The 17083-nt window shown below is 48.8% G+C and carries 14 protein-coding genes; 6 read left to right on the forward strand and 8 right to left on the reverse strand.

The window, feature by feature from the left end:
• The first annotated feature begins 8 nt into the window (after positions 1-8).
• From FTU54_RS08610 to FTU54_RS08625, 4 genes are read left to right on the forward strand one after another with little or no spacing between them, the layout of a single operon-like run.
• Positions 9-833, forward strand: a complete 825-nt coding sequence (locus tag FTU54_RS08610; RefSeq protein WP_045795976.1) for an acetyl-CoA carboxylase carboxyltransferase subunit alpha — start codon at positions 9-11, stop codon at positions 831-833.
• The gene (gene tilS / locus FTU54_RS08615) at positions 770-2119 is read left to right on the forward strand and encodes a tRNA lysidine(34) synthetase TilS (protein ID WP_180046218.1); all 1350 of its coding nucleotides are present in this window, start codon (positions 770-772) and stop codon (positions 2117-2119) included. Before FTU54_RS08610 ends, tilS begins: the two co-directional genes overlap by 64 nt.
• Before the next feature lie 30 nt (positions 2120-2149).
• A complete protein-coding gene (proC, locus tag FTU54_RS08620) occupies positions 2150-2980 on the forward strand; it encodes a pyrroline-5-carboxylate reductase (RefSeq protein WP_005182498.1) in 831 nt (276 codons plus the stop codon).
• A gap of 27 nt (positions 2981-3007) precedes the next feature.
• Entirely contained in the window at positions 3008-3577 is a 570-nt protein-coding gene (locus tag FTU54_RS08625; RefSeq protein ID WP_180046216.1) for a YggT family protein, read from the forward strand.
• A 139-nt stretch (positions 3578-3716) separates the two neighbouring features.
• Here the strand turns inward: FTU54_RS08625 and polA are convergent, their stop codons facing one another.
• Positions 3717-6479, reverse strand: coding sequence for a DNA polymerase I (gene polA, locus FTU54_RS08630; RefSeq protein WP_127799096.1), 2763 nt, complete (start codon positions 6477-6479; stop codon positions 3717-3719).
• 162 nt (positions 6480-6641) lie between these two features.
• Here polA and FTU54_RS08635 point away from each other — a divergent pair, with 162 nt between their 5' ends.
• Positions 6642-9362, forward strand: a complete 2721-nt coding sequence (locus FTU54_RS08635; RefSeq protein ID WP_180046214.1) for a DUF2339 domain-containing protein — start codon at positions 6642-6644, stop codon at positions 9360-9362.
• Positions 9363-9403: 41 nt separating this feature from the next.
• Here FTU54_RS08635 and FTU54_RS08640 read toward each other — a convergent pair whose 3' ends face one another.
• On the reverse strand, positions 9404-10327 hold the full coding sequence (locus tag FTU54_RS08640) for a mechanosensitive ion channel family protein (protein WP_005182510.1): 924 nt from the start codon (positions 10325-10327) through the stop codon (positions 9404-9406).
• A gap of 9 nt (positions 10328-10336) precedes the next feature.
• Positions 10337-11140 (reverse strand): hypothetical protein, encoded by an 804-nt coding sequence (locus FTU54_RS08645; RefSeq protein ID WP_034598323.1) that lies wholly within the window; start codon positions 11138-11140, stop codon positions 10337-10339.
• Positions 11141-11263: 123 nt separating this feature from the next.
• Here FTU54_RS08645 and gspE point away from each other — a divergent pair, with 123 nt between their 5' ends.
• On the forward strand, positions 11264-12751 hold the full coding sequence (gene gspE / locus FTU54_RS08650; protein ID WP_075167381.1) for a type II secretion system ATPase GspE: 1488 nt from the start codon (positions 11264-11266) through the stop codon (positions 12749-12751).
• Between the two features lie 37 nt (positions 12752-12788).
• On the opposite strand, the gene FTU54_RS08655 is transcribed toward gspE, so the two are convergent.
• The 5 genes from FTU54_RS08655 to FTU54_RS08675 form a co-directional block, all read right to left on the reverse strand.
• Entirely contained in the window at positions 12789-13178 is a 390-nt protein-coding gene (locus tag FTU54_RS08655) for a DUF4951 domain-containing protein (RefSeq protein WP_168383403.1), read from the reverse strand.
• A gap of 92 nt (positions 13179-13270) precedes the next feature.
• On the reverse strand, positions 13271-14095 hold the full coding sequence (locus FTU54_RS08660) for a carbon-nitrogen hydrolase family protein (RefSeq protein WP_005182522.1): 825 nt from the start codon (positions 14093-14095) through the stop codon (positions 13271-13273).
• Between the two features lie 24 nt (positions 14096-14119).
• A complete protein-coding gene (gene gigB, locus FTU54_RS08665) occupies positions 14120-14641 on the reverse strand; it encodes an anti-anti-sigma factor GigB (protein WP_104472729.1) in 522 nt (173 codons plus the stop codon).
• A gap of 114 nt (positions 14642-14755) precedes the next feature.
• The gene (gene gigA, locus FTU54_RS08670) at positions 14756-15724 is read right to left on the reverse strand and encodes an RsbU family protein phosphatase GigA (RefSeq protein WP_104472728.1); all 969 of its coding nucleotides are present in this window, start codon (positions 15722-15724) and stop codon (positions 14756-14758) included.
• 104 nt (positions 15725-15828) lie between these two features.
• Positions 15829-16746, reverse strand: a complete 918-nt coding sequence (locus FTU54_RS08675) for a VacJ family lipoprotein (protein ID WP_180046213.1) — start codon at positions 16744-16746, stop codon at positions 15829-15831.
• Between the last annotated feature and the right edge of the window lie 337 nt (positions 16747-17083).

Here is a 17083-nt window from a genome sequence, read left to right on the forward strand (position 1 = left end):
GTCGACTTATGAAAAATAAAGCTGCTCAATCAAAAGCATGGACAACGGTCCAAATTGCACGACATCCAGAGCGTCCGCAATTCCTGGACTATGTAGGCGAAATTTTCACTGAATTTGATGCGTTGCACGGCGACCGTTTATTTGGTGATGATGGTGCAATGGTGGGTGGCTTGGCACGCTTCGATGGTCAGCCGGTCATGGTCGTGGGCCAGCATCGTGGTCGCAGTACCCGCGAAAAATTGCAGCACAATTTCGGCATGAGTAACCCGGAAGGTTACCGTAAGGCACAGCGTTTGCTGGATATGGCAGAACGTTTCAAGCTGCCGGTCTTTACCTTTATTGACACCATGGGGGCTTATCCGGGGGTGGGTGCAGAAGAACGTGGTCAGGCGGAAGCGATTGCTACCAGTCTTGCTCAATTATCGAACCTGAAAGTGCCGGTCGTGGCAACAGTTTTAGGTGAAGGAGGTTCAGGCGGTGCCTTGGGTATTGGTGTGGCGGACCGTGTGGTGATGTTATCTCACAGTATTTATTCAGTGATTTCTCCAGAAGGCTGTGCATCTATTTTGTGGAAAACTGCAGAAAAAGCAGAACAGGCAAGTGAAGCATTGGCACTGACTGCTGAAAAATTACAGCAGATGGGTATTGTTGAATATGTGGTTGATGAAGGTGAGGGTGCTCACTTGCAACCAGAAAAAGTCATGCAAGATTTAAAAGCCGTGTTAAAACAGGCTCTAGAAGAATTGCAACCGATGGATGCACAAGAACGATGCGAAGCACGTTACCAGCGTTTGATGAAGTTTGGCAGCGACAATTTAGGACTGGCGTCTTAACCCAGATTCAGTCTTTTCCAGAAGATACGCATTTTCTCATCGGATGTAGTGGCGGCATGGATTCTATGCTGCTGCTGCATCTGATGGCGTTTTTATGCCCGGAAAAAGTCCGGGCCATTTATATTGATCATCAATTACAGCCTTCCAGCCAGGCCTGGGGCAAATTTGTCCAGAAGTATTGTCAGACCTTCAATATTCCCTGCATCATTCAAGCGGTACAGGTCGCCGAAGGCAATCTGGAACAGCAGGCGCGCGCCGCACGTTATCAGGCATTTCAGCAGCATATTCAAACCAACGAGATATTGGTACTGGCCCATCATCAGCAGGATCAGGCGGAAACGGTGTTATTGCGCCTGTTTTCCGGTGCTGGAATTCCTGGTCTTGCCGCCATGAAAACTTTCGATTTTCGTCCTGAGCTGTCAATCTGGCGACCATTGCTATCTTTATCGCGTGAGCAGATTCAGAGCTGGTGCCAGCAGCTTTCGATTCCACATATTCAAGATCCGACCAATCAGGATATTCACTACGACCGGGCCTGGTGCCGGGAACAGTTGTGGCCGCTGTTAAACGCGCGCTTTCCCAAAATGCAGCAAAGCATTTGCCGCAGCAGCCAGCTGATGCAGGATGCCGAGCAGATTCTGACCGAAGTATTGCTGCAGGATTTGGCCAACTGTGGCGATGCCGAGCATCTGGATTTACACCGTATTCAGCAATTGTCCGAGGCACGGCAACGCCAGTTACTGTCATTCTGGATGAAAGGGGACAGCCAGTACCGGCCAAGTTTTGACATGGTGCAGCGCATTCAGCAGGAAGTGATTCAGGCCCGGGCCGATGCGCAAGCAGCTTTGCATTGCAATGGCTTTTATTATGTGCGCTATCAAAATGTCATTTACCGTCTGCCCCAGCTGGAATATTTGGCCAGTCAACAGGCCATCCCTGCGCGGGAACCAGTGTGCTGCCAGTTGGGGCAAACCCTAGATTTACCAGCCGGACAGTTTCAGTTGAATGCACCGCATCAGGTTGGTTTGTCTTTTGCATTACTCCAACAAGAATTGACTTTAAGTACGCGAGTGGGCGGAGAAAAAATCCATCTTCATGGACGTGTCGGGGCCTGGCCATTAAAAAAGGCGATACAACAGGCACAAATTTTTCCTTGGAAGCGTCATACAATTCAAATATTAAGCAGAGATAATGTTATGCTAGGGGTTTTCACGCCAAAAGGGTTTTGGCTGGCAGATTCTGCCTATTGCGAACCGGATGGCTGGCAACCGACTTTAATCTCTTAACTATAAAGAACTCAACCAAGAGTGTGAATCATGAGTGCAGTGTTAAATTGTAATATTAGTTTTATTGGTGGCGGAAATATGGCGCAGGCCTTAATTGGCGGTCTGATTGCACGTGGCATGCCTTCAACGCGTATTACAGTTGCTGATCCGGTCGAAAAAATCCGTTTGTTGCTGGAAGAAAAAGATGTACATGTGACCGAAGACAACCAGGCTGCCATTCGTGATGCCGATATTGTGGTGTTCGCGGTCAAACCGCAGGTACTGGCCAGCGTGCTGCAACCGCTAAAAGGGCAGTTTGAAGGCAAACTGGTGATTTCGATTGTTGCTGGTGCAGAAATTGCTACCATTTCGGCATTGCTCGATACCGACCGTGTGGTACGGGTGATGCCAAATACCCCGGCGCTGGTACAAACTGGTGCGCATGGTTTATATGCGCATGATGCGGTCGATAGCAAAGACCGTGAATTGGCAAGTCAGGTTTTGGCTGCCACGGGTTTAACAATTTGGGTAAACTCTGAAGCGCAAATTGATGCAGTCACGGCAGTATCCGGTTCTGGCCCGGCTTACTTTTTCTATATGATGGAAAGTATGATTCGTGCCGGCAAAAATTTGGGCCTGGATGAAAAAGTGGCAACGGCTTTAACCTTGCAAACTGCGTTGGGTGCGGCACAAATGGCAATTACCAGTTCCAATACCCCGGCAGAGCTGCGTAAAAACGTGACCTCTCCAAACGGGACCACGCAGGCAGCGTTGGAAGTGTTTGACCGTGCGCAAGTGTCGCAGAATATTCAGGCGGCGTTGGCGGCTGCCAAAACACGCAGTCAGGAACTGGCTGCCGAGCTGAGTGACAGCATTAAATAAAGTATTTAATTTTAGGAACGTTCAAGTATGGGTGCAAATTCTGCGCTAATTTTTGGCATCATCATTAACGTAGCGATTTTGCTCGTCTTCTTCCGTTTTCTCATGCAGCTGGCTGCGGTGAGTCCTTATAATCCGGTGGTGTTGTCTACGATCAAGGCCACGAAAATTGTAGATGTATTTAGCCGTATTTTCCCGACCGTGGCAAAAGGCCGGGTGAATCTGGCGGCATTGGCGCTGCTGGTGGTGCTTTATCTGCTGAAAAATTACGGCATGATGTATTTAAACGGGGCGATGCCTAATGGCCCGGTACATCTGCTGATTCTCACCTTTGTGACCATGATTCAGGACCTGCTACGTTTCTGTCGTTACCTGATTTTTGCCACCATTATTTTAAGCTGGGTAGTGATGTTTACCCAGTCACGCGGGCCTTATATTGAAGTGATGCAGGAGCTGGCAGAACCCTTGCTGGCACCGTTTCGCCGGATCATGCCGAATATGGGCATGATTGACCTGTCTCCAATTCTGGCATTTCTGGCCTTGTATATTGCTGAAATTCTGATGAACCAGGTGGCGATTGTTTTGCTGACCGGCTTCTAATAAATTCAGCTCAAGAAAAAAAGGACTCAATTGAGTCCTTTTTTATGGCTCAAGTTTTGAGGTGAAGACCTTGATATTTCGCCCAAGAGGCAAATGACCTTCAGCCCAGCCTTCCTCCGAGGAGGAAGGTGGAAAGACTTTAGTGTGCTTCATCCCAGTTCTGGCCTTTGCCCACTTCAACCACTAGCGGAACAGACAGTTCAATCACCGACTGCATCACTTCGGCCAGTTTGGGTGCCAGTTCATCGGCGACATTGGCATCGACTTCAAACACCAGTTCATCGTGCACCTGTAGCAGCATTTTGGCCTGATGGCGTGGCAGCATTTTATCTACCTCCACCATGGCCATTTTAATAATATCTGCCGCAGAGCCTTGTAAGGGCGCATTAATTGCTGCACGTTCTGCTGCTTTACGCACCATCATGTTACGGGCATCAATATCCGGGGTATATAAACGGCGGCCGGTCAGGGTTTCAACAAAGCCTTGTTCCAGAGCCACCTGACGGGTGCGCTGCATATATTCATAAATGCCCGGATAACGCTGGAAGTATTGCTTGATATAGTTCTGCGATTCTTCCCGGGTAAAGCCCAATTGACGGATCAGACCAAATTCGGACATACCATATAACAGGCCGAAGTTAACCGCTTTGGCCTGGCGGCGCTGATCTGGCGTGACATCTTCCAGGGCAATATTCAACACTTCTGCTGCGGTACGGCGGTGTACATCCTGACCATGATTGAAGGCATCAACCAGCGCGTCATCTTGCGAGAAATGCGCCATTAAACGCAGTTCAATTTGCGAATAGTCGGCAGCCAGTAATACGCGGCCTTCTGGTGCAATAAAGGCTTTACGAATTTGACGGCCAATATCCATACGTACCGGAATATTTTGCAGATTCGGATCGGTGGAAGACAGACGGCCGGTCGCGGTGAGGGCCTGATGATAACTGGTATGCACGCGATGGCTGCTGCTGTTGGCCTGTTTTTGCAAGCCATCGGTATAGGTACTTTTCAGTTTCGACAGACCGCGATATTCCACAATCAGGCTGGCAATCGGGTGCTCAATCTTTTCTAGAATGCTTTCACTGGTGCTGTATTGGCCGGTGGCAGTTTTCTTGCCGCCTTTGATGCCCAGTTTTTCAAACAGGATTTCGCCAACCTGTTTTGGCGAGCTGACATTAAACGGCTGGCCGGCCAGTTCAATAATCTGCTGTTCCAGTTGCAGCATGGTATTGGAGAATTCTACTCCTAGTTGATCCAGGAAATTCAGATCCAGCTTGATGCCGTTTTCTTCCATCTGGGTTAGCACGCGTGCTACCGGCATTTCAATATGATGCAGCAGATTGCTTAGTTCCGGATGACGCTGTAACTTTTCATTCAGCACTTCATACAGGCGATACGTCACATGTGCATCTTCGGCGGCATAATGCGCAGCTGTTTCAATCTCGATCTGGTTAAAGGTTTTCTGTTTGGCGCCTTTACCGGCAATCTGTTCATAGGTGGTGGTCAGGTGACTTAAATACAAACGTGCCACATCATCCATCCCATGACGGGTGGCGACAGAATTTAAGACATACGAGGCCAGCATGGTGTCAAAATACCAGCCCTGTAAGTGAATGCCGTGGTTTTCCAGCACATGCGCATCATATTTTAAATGATGGCCAATTTTTTCAACCGCTGGATTTTCCAGAATCGGTTTGATCTGCGCCAGCACCGCTTCACGGTTTAACTGTTCCGGTGCGCCGGCATAGTCATGCGCCAAAGGCACATAGAAGGCTTCCGTAGCATCAAAAGCCACCGAGAAGCCGACAATCTGGGCAATCCGATAATCTAGGCTGGTGGTTTCGGTATCAAAGGCAAAACGTGTGGCGGTGCTTAAACGCTGGAATAGCGCATCCCAGTCTGCCGGGCTTAACACCGTATGATAGGTGGCTTCACCTAGCTGGTCTTCACTGCTGCTGAGCTGGGCCTGATCTTCAGTAGCGACTTCTGCGGCCGCTGGGGTTTGGCTAATGGCCTGGCTGACCTGTTTGTAGCTGTTGCTGTTCGGGTTGTTCGGATGATCGAGCGACTGCAGCTGGTTCCGGAACTCCAGTTCGGTATACAGGCGGCGCAATTCTTCGGTATTTGGATCGCACAGTTTCAGGTCTGCAAAGGTCAGGCCCATGTCCAGATCACAGACAATACTGGCCAGTTGATGATCAATGGCAATACCATCGACATTGTCTTTAATATTCTGGCCAACGCGACCTTTAATTTTGTCGACATTTTCTAGAATTCCGCCTAAAGAGCCGTATTCAGTCAGCAGTTTGGCGGCAGTTTTAGCACCCACGCCCGGAACACCCATAATCCCGTCCGAGGCATCGCCCATCAGGGTCAGATAATCAACAATCTGATTCGGCCAGACGCCAAATTTCTCAAAGACACCCTGCACATCCATTGGCTTTTCTTTGAAGCTGTCTTCCAGCGTAACTTTGTCGGTCACCAGCTGAGCCATGTCTTTGTCGCCGGTGGAAATTAACACCTGATGACCTTCGGCTTCGGCGCGTTTGGCCAGCGTGCCAATAATATCGTCGGCTTCGGCACCCGGCAGCATATAAAGAGGAATCCCCAGTGCGCGAATTAAGGCGTGTAAATAAGGAATCTGCTGTGACAGTTCATCTGGCATACTTGGACGGTCACCTTTATAAATGGGTGACAGTTCGTGACGGAAGGTTGGTTCCGGGGTATCAAAAATCACCGCCATATGGGTGGGCTGGGTACGGCGCATCAGTTTCTGGATTGCGGAAATTGCCCCACGGATGGCGTTGGTATGTATACCGGTTGACGTGGTTAAAGGGGGTAAGGCGTGAAACGCACGAAATAAAAAATAAGACCCATCGACCAAGACAAATGGTGGCATTGAAAGTTTCCTAATCCAAAAAACCTGTTTATTGTACGTGATTTTACACACGCACGCTGAGTGATGATTGTATATGCAGGTTACCGAATATCTGATGAATATAAAATAAGCACTGTGCAAGTTGTTGTATGATCAGCACAATTAATAAAGGAATAAAACAAGATGCTGAGAGGGCAGAGCGAAATCCGCATGATCTGGTTGATGAGCCTGATGATTGTCGCCATCAGCGCGTGGTTTTTATCATTTCCACTGCTGACCTATGTCTGTGGTTTTGCACTGCTGATGAGTGTCATGCACTATGTCGATGCTATTCAGCAACCGGCCCAGGCGCTAGGCGAACAAAGGTTAATTGCATTTCGTGCCACCTCCAAAGTGCCGCTGTATCTCTCCTCGATTATTGCCGTGGTCGGTGGGCTGCTGGATTGGGGCTGGATGATTGCTGCTGGCGCTGCGGCCTGGATTTTCTTTTTTCTGCGCTGGCTGCGGCGTCTGGAACAGTATTTGGGCCACATTCAACAGGCCCAGCATTTTTTGCCGCAGCCGGCTTCTTCGGTACAGCCGGACATACCGCCTTTACCGTTTAGTGCAACAGCTGAAGCTACGCCAGTGCCTGCTCCCAATTTAGTCCAGCAAATCAAACACTGGATTTTTGACGGTAATCCGGTGCTGAAAACCGCGATTTCTATTCTGGTGATCGGCATTATTCTGCTGCTGCGTTTTGCCACGGAACATTGGCAGCTGAGCCTGGCCACCAAACTGGCCATGGTCGCGCTGAGCAGTGCTGCCGTGACCGGACTGGGTTATCGCCTGCAACAGCGCAATCGCAGTTTTGCTCTGGGGCTGGAAGGGCTCGGGCTGGCGGCCTTGTGTCTGACCTTATTCTTTGCCTATTACAATGCGGTGATTCCAAACTTGCTGATTGCCAGTGGCTGTTTTCTGCTGCTAATGGCCCTGACGTTATGGCTGAGTTTAAGACAGCAGTCGGTTGAACTGGCGTTAATGGCCATGGTGATGGCCTATCTTGCACCATTTACCTTACCGGTGCGTGATGCAACTGCGCCTGAATTTATTGGCTATTATCTGGTGATTAATATTGCGGTGGCCGTGCTCAGCAGCCTGCGGCCATGGAAGTTTCTGAATCAGATTGCCTTTTTAATGACCGTGCTGGTCGGTGGCAGCTATGCCTTCGTGCATGGTAGCGATACTGACCGTGACCTGATGACCGTACTGATTCTGGCACATGCCGCTATCTTTATCTGGCTGGGTTTCCGCTTTAGCCAGTTATTGGCACAGCAGGACTTAGACAAGTTTAAGCTCAAGCCGGCGCTGGATATCGGGCTGATTTTTGCTGCTCCATTGCTGGCCTATAGTGGTTTATATGTGATGCATTTTCAGGACACGGCCTGGCAGGCAGGGCTTAGTCTGCTGTTTGCACTGCTGTTCGCCGTGTTGTACCGATTGTCCAGACACCATCAAACGGTACAGCTAATTGCGCACAGCTATTTAAGCCTGACCTTAATTTTTCTGGCCTTAATTCCGCCGATTTTATTACCAGCTGAAAAAAGTGTTATGGGCTGGGCCATTGAAGGCCTGCTGATTTTCCTGTTGGGGCTGGTGCGGCAGTCCAAAATCAGTCTGTATCTGGCCATGGGCCTGCTGGTCGTGGCGGGACTGTCGAGTCTGTATTATCTGGTGGAGCTGATTGTATTTCCACGCGCCATGTTCTGGGTGCTGTGCCTGAGCTATGTGGGCGTGGTATTGCTGTCCAATAGCCGGCTGCAATTTCAGCAACAACTTAGTAGCAGTATGATTGGCTTTCAATGTCTGCTGATGTTGCTGGCGACCACCATGTTGCTGGTGCTGCTCCAGGATGAATGGTCCGGCGAGCTGAGTGCGGTGCTGAGCTTGTTGACTCTAGGTCTGGCCTATTGGGTTGTGAATGAAATCCTGTTACGCCGTCAGGCCGGGGTGGCCTGGCTATTCAGCAAATGGTCGGGCTTGGTTCCCTTGCTGCTGTTTGCGGCAGGAATTGTCATGCTGCGGATGCAACAGGGCAGTATTGTCTGGGCATCTTTCAATGAGCGGCTGTTCTTTGCCGGAGCTGGCATCATCCTCAGCCTGCTCTGGTTGAGGCCACTTTTGGGTGTGCGAACCGAAAAGGAATGGGTCAGTGCCGGTACTTTACTCAGTCTGCTACTGACCAGTCTGACTTTATTACCGCAGCAGCCGTATATTAGTATGGTGATTTTGCCGCTGCTGTTTTGCGGCTGGTGTTACTGGCAGGCACAGCCCGAATGGCAGATGTTCTGGCAGGCCCGAAGCAGTTTGCTGTTGATGCTGGCCTGGATGATCTGTTCGCAGCTGTTAAGCCAGCAGGCGTTTCATGGCTATCTGCTGCCCATCTTAAATCCTTTTGATCTGGTCAGCATCGCCATGCTGGTCGGCTTTTTATGGATGCTGTCGTTACAGGTTAAGGCCGGGCTGGACCGCAGCATGGCTGCAGTGTTGATGGTGCTGAGTTTATTGTGGCTGAGTAGCTATATTGTGCTGCGTGGCTTGCATGTGTATTTGGGGACGCCGCTGAATGAACTGGCGCTGTGGCGTAATGGCACGGTACAACTGAGTTTGACTTTACTTTGGGTTAGCCTAGCATTTGTTACCATGAGCTGGGCCAGCCGCAAACAGCTGCGTTCGGTCTGGGTCCTGGGCGGCAGTATTCTGGTGATTGTCAGCTTAAAGCTGGTGCTGTTTGATCTGTCGCATATTGGCACTTTAACCCGGGTCATTTCCTTTTTAGCCGCCGGTGCGGTGATGCTGATCATTGCCTATATTGCGCCAATGCCCGATCCAGAACAACCGGTTGAACGCTCACCCTCTGAATAGAAAAAGCCTTCTCTTGGTGGAGAAGGCTAATATTACAAAGTTTATTTTACATCCGGTTCACGTTTCAGGGCTTTTTCATTGGCATATTGATCAATCTCTGCATTTTCCAGCGGTCGGGACAGCGGATGATCGACAAAGCCCATTTTCGGTACCGGAATTTCAATCTGGTTATCGACAAAGCCATTACGAATCCGTTCCTGCATTTCATCACGTACTCGCAGGAAATTTTCCTGCTGGCACCAGATCGCAAACAGCAGTTCAATTGAGGATTCTCGGAAGGCAGTTACTGTCACCGCAGGTTTCGGATCGGCCAGCACCAATGGATATTTATTGGCCACATCCAGCAGCACTTCACGCACCTTGATAATATCTTCATGGAAATTAATGGCCAAAGTAATTGGAATCCGCCGGATCGGGAATTTGGACAGGTTGTGTACTGGCGCCCGAATCAGCTGTTCGTTCGGTAAACGCACATACACGTTGTCCTGGGTGAGCAGTTTCACCGAGAGCAGGTCAATCGAAATCACTTCACCTTCTACGGTATGACCACGAATGAGGGTAATCTGGATGGTGTCACCCACTTCAAAGGAACCTTCACCAATCAGGAACAGACCGCTGATCAGGTTGGAAGCCGAGGTTTGTGAGGCGAAACCCAACGCCACGGTTAAGATACCGGCTGCACCCAGGAAGACACTAAGTTTAAAGCCGGCTTCTTTCAGGCTGGCCATCACAAAAATCAGGAAAATAAAGTAGAAAATCCCGCGACGCCAGACCAGACTCTGATGCGCATTAAAGCGTTTCCCAATGGTGCGGATAAAGGCATTAGAGACAAAACGCGCCACCAGAAAGCCTAAGAAGCACAGCACCAGCGCCACCAGAATTTCAGTCAGGCGCTCGGTGTTGATATTGGTGAAAATCCCTTTCAGGCTATTGGTAATTTCTTTAGGGATATTGGAATCGGCCATGTCTACTCCCTAGAAGAATGAATCAAACATATTAAATAACGCCCCCGCGGTTTCACGTGGCGGATGCACATAAATCACTTCACCGGCATGCGGTGGGGTACGGTTTTCAATTCGTACCCGTGGTGGCCGGTCAGAGCCTTCGTGCAAGACTTTAATTTGGGAGGTCCATAAACGTCCGGTACTTTCACTAAAAAATAGCGGCAGTGCCGGCACCGGTACATTCATCCGGTCAAAGCGCAATTGCTGGTTGCTGATATTATGAAACTCGATAGGCGTAATGGCACGAAAAGCGCGCGGGCGTAGCTGGTGCAGCTCGGTCCGGCCATCCACCGCGGTGGCATAACAGATTTCGCCATAACGGTGATTCGGTCCAAACCAGGTATCTTTGGGCAAAATCACCGGCAAATCAAAAATCGGCTCGCGCTGGCCATCGACAAAGCCGGCAATCCATAACGGGGTACTAATGTACAGTGTCCCACGCTGGCCAGCCGGAATATAAATTGGATCGACCGGTTTAATCACCACTGAACGGTCTGCCAGACGCGGCATCAGCTGGAGTTTGTTGGTGGTCGATTTGAACATGTAGCGTTCAATTTTCACCGGCTGCGGAAAGGAAAAATTCGGGTCATTGATGCGATGCCATTGCTGTTCATAGTCATACTGCACCTGCGGACGATGATATTCCAGACGCCACTCCTGCATGCCGCGTGTTAAACGAAACAGTAGGGAGCCAAATTGCCAGGCTTTGGGCTGATGCAGCTCAAACTCGTGTTCGCCCCACCATTTTAAATCGGGCAATTCATCATGATTCAGTAATTCATTCGGATGCGGCAAGGGCGTCTTCCTTTCAATTTAAAACCATAAAAACAGACTTCACGCTGTCATAAGCTTAGAGTACACTCAAATGAGATTTTTTCATCATTATTATAATCGCTGATGCAAGTACTTAAACAATTACAAATTCCCTATAGTTTTGCAAAACGCCATGGCGTGCTAATTCGCTATGAGGGGGATCATGCTTTTATCGTGCGCCGTGAAAATACGCCGCTGCTGGCTATTCAGGAGGCGCGCCGTTTTCTCGGGCATCCGGCCCAGTTCCAGTTATGTACCGATCAGGAATTTCATCAGCTGTTAAGCAGCAGTTTTGCCGGCGATACCGGGGAATCACAACAGGTTGCGGCAGGTCTGGAAGATCATCCGGATTTACTCAGTCTGGCCGACTCGGTGCCTGAAGCCGAAGATTTAATGGATCAGGAAGATGATGCGCCCATTGTCCGGCTAATTAATGCACTGCTGTCCGAAGCCATTCGGGTCGGTGCGTCGGATATTCATATTGAATCGTTTGAAAAACGCTTATCGGTGCGTTTGCGGGTAGATGGACAATTACGTGAAATTGTACAGCCGCGTCGTGAGCTGGCGCCGTTACTGGTATCGCGGATTAAAGTCATGGCCAAACTGGATATTGCTGAAAAACGCATTCCGCAAGATGGCCGTATTTCGCTGCGACTGGCGGGCCGTGAAGTCGATGTGCGGGTATCGACCTTGCCATCTTCGCATGGTGAACGGGTGGTGATGCGTCTGCTGGATAAACAGGCCGGACGGCTGAACATGACCCATTTGGGCCTGATGCAAAATGATTATGACCGGCTAAAACAGCTGGTACATCGTCCGCATGGCATTATCTTGGTGACTGGTCCAACCGGTTCGGGGAAAACCACGACTTTGTATGCAGCACTATCGGACCTGAATGATGGCTCGAAAAATATTCTGACCGCTGAAGACCCGATTGAATATCAGCTGGAAGGGATTGGGCAGACTCAGGTCAACACCAAGGTCGATATGACTTTCGCGCGTGCTTTAAAAGCCATGCTGCGTCAGGACCCGGATGTGGTGATGGTCGGGGAAATCCGTGATCTGGAAACTGCAGAAATTGCGGTACAGGCTTCGCTGACTGGTCATCTGGTATTATCAACCTTACACACCAATACTGCGATTGGTGCCGTAACCCGTTTAAAAGATATGGGCATTGAACCTTTCCTGCTGTCCAGTTCCCTGATTGGTGTGATTGCGCAGCGTCTGGTCCGAACCTTGTGCTCGCACTGTGCCACCTGGCATGATGCCGATGACTTTGAAAAAGAACTGTTTAAACCTGTTAGCAGTGAAACCATGTTGCGCCTGCCGAAACCGAAAGGCTGTGAGCAGTGTGCGCATACCGGATTTACTGGCAGGACCGCCATTTATGAAATTGTACCGGTAGATGATCACATGCGCCGCCTGATTCATGGCAATGCTGCAGAGTATGAACTGGAAAACTATGCGCGCCAGCAATCTGGTTCGATTCGTGAAGATGGTTTGCGTAAAGTACTGGCCGGTAAAACCACAGTCGAAGAAGTGTTACGTGTCACCAATGAAGCGGCAGACTAGCAGAGCTGTAGAGCCTGTTTAAAAAAATCGTCAGTCCCTACCACAGGCTGACGATTTTTTGCATTAAGAGGGCGCGTAAGGGTGCTGTCGGATTGCCGGGATTGCGCTGGCTTTCATGAGTATAAAATGCCTGCCAGGCCTGCACCATCTCCAGGGTTAAACCTTGAATTTGCATCTGATGCACATCGGCAGCTGTGATGGAATCTAAACGCGCTTGCGCACCTTCCGGGCCGCTGCCCCAGCCAATCAGTCCCTGTCCAAAGGCCGGAAGATTCATCTGATTCGGTGTGGCTGGAACTGGCAGACGTGCCATCTCCGGATTGACCTGAGAATAAACCACAGGACGCATTTTTTCAGAAATACTCAGCTCGGCCAAGGCCAGTGTTGAGCACAGTAGCCCCAGACTGGTGATCACGCTTTTAAACATCAGGATAATTTTTTGTTGAAAATAAGAATCATTATTATATTTGAGTTACAAGCCTACGTCGATCACAATATTAGTGAGATTAATGGAAAGACTTAATAATTGACTAACACGCGATGCTGCATTAAAGGCATTGACTCGCGTACCTGTTGCTGTTCTTTCAGGTCAAATTCGACTGTAATCAGTTGCGCGCCTTCGTCCTGCACCATGGCCAGTAATTGTCCACGGGAATTGGTCGCACCAGAATGACCCCAGGTTTGACGTTTTTCGCCGTGCCAGCCTTGCTGGGCAGCACCTAAAACCTGACACTGACTGTCCATGGCACGTGCTTGTAGCAGCAGCTGCCAGTGCATCTGGCCAGTGGTGTAGGTAAAAGCAGAAGGTGCTGTCAGAAGATTGGCGCCTTGTGCACGCAGTTTTAGCGCCAGTTCCGGGAAACGTAGGTCATAGCAGACCATCAGGCCAATATTGCCAAATGGGGTTTTGGCCACCACAACGTCTTGGCCCGGTTCAAAGAATTTGGATTCCTGATAACCCCCGACGGCATCACCCACCTGTACATCAAACAGGTGAATCTTGTCATAACGGGCTTCGGTTTTTTCCGGACTGATACACAGGCTGACAGTACGTACCCGGCCATCTTCAATGACTGAACCATCCGGGCGGAATGGACACGGCAGGGTACCCGCCACCAGCCAGATTTGATGCTGATGGGCCAGTTGTTCCAGACGTTGTTGAATAGATTCAAACTGGGCTGCAGTTTCGCGCTGCTTGCCGGCAGCAAAACAGATAAAATTTTCAGGAAGAACCAGCAGTTCACTGCCGGCGGCTTTACTCTGCTGAATCAGCTGCTCGACTGTGTTGAAATTGGCTTCAATATCATTTTGCGAGTTCATCTGTGCAACAGAAACGAAAGTCATGCAGGCATTCTCCCAAACTGAAAATTATACGTTTTGCTGATTAGACACCTGTTCCAAGTTGTCCTGTTCTTTTTGTAGCTGTTTGACCAGGGGTTCAAACATATTCTGGTTGCTGTCGTTGAGTTTCATCAGGGTTTTGTGGGCATCCAGTACGGTCGAGAGCATATTGCTATGCGTCACATGCTCTTCAATCAGGGCACGGGTGCAGACACTCGGATCGCCACAGTAATTCAGAATCACAAACACCTGTCCCAAGCCCATGCTATTGGCCAGTGTGGTGATGTCCGGATTGGTCGACAGCATGACCGTCTGAATCTGATGTACCTGTTTAAGTTTCAGCCCAAGTTTTGCCAAAACACCCAAAACAGTACTGTCAATAAATGTGGTTTGAGTTAAATCGACAATGGCGCCGACCACATTGGTTTGCTGTTCAATTTTACTGAGTAGTTTGTCTAAACTGATACAAGATTGGGCACGCACTTCGCCGATCAGCTTGAAAATATGCGTTCCATCCAAACTTGCGTATTCAACATGACCTGTTGACATATAAATGCCATTTGCAGAGAAGGATAGATAAAATTATCCCATAGGGACACCACAGACTCAAGTGTCTGCTATGGACATAAGTCTAAGGATGGTTTTAAGTGGTTGATTAAGTGATTAATTCAGTCGGCACAAACTGAGGATGGCAATATCATCGGCCACGTGTTCTGGCGCTTTAAAGGACTGATTCTGCAAGTGATAGACCAGTTGTTCAAACTGTTCATTGAGTCCGCCGACATAAGGTTCAAGCGCACCATCTGAACAGATAATAAAGCGCGCCTGACGTGACAGCACGCATTCATATTCTTCTACTTCCAGGTCTTCGGTCAGACCCAAAGGGAAGCTGCTGGTGTTTAAAATTTTCGGTGGCTGATTCGGTTCAAAGATAATCGCAGGCGGATAATGTCCGGCACTGGACCAGCGCAGCTGATGGGTTTCCAGGTTTAAAATCCCGCTAATCATGGTGATATGCTTTTCAATATTTTCCTGTACCAGCATCCCGTTGAGTTTTTTCAGTAACTCGCGCGGGGTTTTGGAACGACCATGAAAAGCCGCCATCCATGACGTTAATAAACTGCTGGTTACCCCATGGCCAGACACATCGGCCAGATAAAAAATCAGCTCTTTGTCACTAATTTTCCAGTAATCGAACCAGTCGCCAGATAAATAGGCGGAAGGTTGAAACAGGGTTTCAATTTCATAATTGACCAGTTCAATTGGGTTTGGCAGTAAACGTTTTTGTAACTCTGCAGCCGAGGGTAAATCACGGCTGTCCTGATTGCGTTTATATTGCGCATCAATTTTAAGCAGGGCCTGCTGCGGTTCTGTCGGCAGTTTGCTCCAGATCCAGCCGGCTAAAGCACCTTGCTCCCAGGCTTGCGATAGGGCCAGCCCTTCATCTTCAAAGCCCAAAACAATGGTCGGTAAATTCCAGCGATGGGTTAAATAATCCTGCACATCGGCAATGGCAATGATGGTCTGATCATATAGGTCGATGTCATCTATGCGAATCATTTGCACACTGGGCAGTGTGTCAATCACCTGATCTAGATAGGGAATATCACGTGTGGGCTGAATGAAATACATAAATGTAGAATATAATCCTATGCGCTTTAGGGGATAGATGTACTATAACAATCAATGAATTACTAGGGGAAGTTGAACTTCCCGCCAGAAAGAAGTATTACAAATTATTCAGTGAGCGGTGCAACTGAATCAAAGTTTTCTTCATCTTCGATGTAGTCGTCTTCGACATCTTCAATAAATGAAATGCTCTCGGCCTCTAAGCCTTTTTTCTCGGCAATTTCAAAGTTTTTACGCTGCAGGTAAATATCACGAATAGCGGCATAGCGATCCCCTTGTAACACCTGTTCTACATCCAGAATCTGGGAACGGGCATCAATGCCGCGTAAAGCCTGCTCGGTCCAGTACAGTCCATCATGATCTTCTAGAATGTATTTTTGTGGACGGGCCTGACTGTCAACCAGACGGCTAAAACCATCACGGAAGGTACTTGGGCCAATAATCGGCAAAACCAGATACGGGCCAGACGGCACCCCGAAATAGCCTAAAGTGGTGCCAAAATCTTCATCTTCGGTTTCCATTCCCAAACGACGGGCCGGATCAGCCAGACCTAAAGTGGTGATGGTATTTACAGTAAAACGGCCCAGCGTTTTTGCTGCTCTGAGCGGACGGCCCTGAATCAGCTGGTTTACTGCATTCCATGGTTCACCCAGGTTTTTACGGAAGTTACGATAAGAACCACGCACATCGCCAGGAACTTTTTCTGTATATTGCACAGCCAGCGGACGGGCGATATTGCGGTCTAACACATCATTTAAGGCATAGACCTGACGGTTTAAAGGTTGTAGTGGATCTTTAACACTTTCCGGTTGTGCGGCATTGGCATTCACTTTCAAATCTTGTGCTTTAATATTTTTCAGCTCTTTTAAGGATTCAAAGCGTGAAGGGGCTTTGCTGGTTGCTGCAGATGAGTCTGCTTCTGCTGTGGTGCGGGTAGAACTGTCTACTGCAGATTCATTGGCAAAAGCAGGGGAGGCTATCCCTAAAGTCAGCAGGCTAATCCATACATATTGTTGTTGACGCATAAAAGATCCTAGTGCTTTGAATACTGAAAGCAAAAAAGAGAAAGCAGGGTCATTCGACCCAGCGCACATTTTAAGAGAGTATTTAAACACTTTTGGCCGAAATTTATAGCTAAAAAAGGTAAAATGAATAAAAAATAATCGGATGATTAAATTTTTTTATCAAAGGGCTTGCAAGCGTAAATATTTCGCCTATAATGCACATCCATTGGTGGTGATGTTGATAAAAACTTGTTGATAAACAAGGATTTAGCTAAAATGGTTGAGTTCTGGTTTAGGTGGTAAGTTTAGAAATAAAATCAACATTGCATGTTGACTTTCTAAAAATAGAGAGTAATAT

The organism is Acinetobacter sp. YH12116, from assembly GCF_013418895.1.
Taxonomy (GTDB): Bacteria; Pseudomonadota; Gammaproteobacteria; order Pseudomonadales; family Moraxellaceae; genus Acinetobacter; species Acinetobacter indicus.

Coding starts and splice junctions, on each gene's coding strand:
- FTU54_RS08655 (WP_168383403.1), bottom strand. CDS start 13,178: ATGTTTAAAAGCGTGATCACCAGTCTGGGGCTACTGTGCTCAACACTG.
- proC (WP_005182498.1), top strand. CDS start 2,150: ATGAGTGCAGTGTTAAATTGTAATATTAGTTTTATTGGTGGCGGAAAT.
- tilS (WP_180046218.1), top strand. CDS start 770: ATGCGAAGCACGTTACCAGCGTTTGATGAAGTTTGGCAGCGACAATTT.
- FTU54_RS08660 (WP_005182522.1), bottom strand. CDS start 14,095: ATGACTTTCGTTTCTGTTGCACAGATGAACTCGCAAAATGATATTGAA.
- FTU54_RS08610 (WP_045795976.1), top strand. CDS start 9: ATGAAAAATAAAGCTGCTCAATCAAAAGCATGGACAACGGTCCAAATT.
- FTU54_RS08625 (WP_180046216.1), top strand. CDS start 3,008: ATGGGTGCAAATTCTGCGCTAATTTTTGGCATCATCATTAACGTAGCG.
- FTU54_RS08635 (WP_180046214.1), top strand. CDS start 6,642: ATGCTGAGAGGGCAGAGCGAAATCCGCATGATCTGGTTGATGAGCCTG.
- FTU54_RS08640 (WP_005182510.1), bottom strand. CDS start 10,327: ATGGCCGATTCCAATATCCCTAAAGAAATTACCAATAGCCTGAAAGGG.
- gspE (WP_075167381.1), top strand. CDS start 11,264: ATGCAAGTACTTAAACAATTACAAATTCCCTATAGTTTTGCAAAACGC.
- gigB (WP_104472729.1), bottom strand. CDS start 14,641: ATGTCAACAGGTCATGTTGAATACGCAAGTTTGGATGGAACGCATATT.
- FTU54_RS08675 (WP_180046213.1), bottom strand. CDS start 16,746: ATGCGTCAACAACAATATGTATGGATTAGCCTGCTGACTTTAGGGATA.
- gigA (WP_104472728.1), bottom strand. CDS start 15,724: ATGTATTTCATTCAGCCCACACGTGATATTCCCTATCTAGATCAGGTG.
- polA (WP_127799096.1), bottom strand. CDS start 6,479: ATGCCACCATTTGTCTTGGTCGATGGGTCTTATTTTTTATTTCGTGCG.